The organism is Microbacterium sp. P5_E9 (assembly GCF_054049175.1).
In genome coordinates, this window is record NZ_JBFUMV010000173.1 from 1 (window position 1) to 511 (window position 511).

Here is a 511-nt window from a genome sequence, read left to right on the forward strand (position 1 = left end):
TGATTACATCGAGAAACACTCGTGGCATCTAGAGTGCAGAAGCGGCGGCGTTCAGCAATCGGCCGGACTGCGTCAACCGCGATTCCTTCCGGAAGTGTCAGACGCTGGCAATGGCAGGTAGTACGACCCGGCAACTCGTGCCGATTGCTAGTGTAGYGCGCTCGAAATAATAGAACTTAMMGTATACTGCGCWTACCAAGCTTTGCGGAGGTTTGARCCATGCGCGTTGCCCGGAAGATCGAACTGGAYGCKGTTGCCGAACGGGAGTTGACTGCGCTCGCCCGGCGCGGCCGCGTTGAGGCCCGCGTGCAGCAGCGAGCCAGGATCGTGCTGTTGGCCGCGAAGGATTGGCAGAACAAGGACATCGCTGCCGAGGTCGATYTGGAYCGRCGCCAGGTGGCCTTGTGGCGCCAGCGCTTCCTGGACGGYGGGGTGSAGGCCCTGAWGCACGATGCGCCGCGCCCCGGGCGYACYCCCAGCGTGACCGCCGAGCTTGARTCGAGCATCGTGG

Annotated in this window: 1 protein-coding gene; it reads left to right on the top strand. The window is 62.8% G+C overall.

The window, feature by feature from the left end:
• Window positions 1-219: 219 nt before the first annotated feature.
• On the top strand, window positions 220-511 hold a 292-nt coding region (locus tag ACXJ3V_RS20840), incomplete at its 3' end, for a helix-turn-helix domain-containing protein (protein ID WP_457102260.1).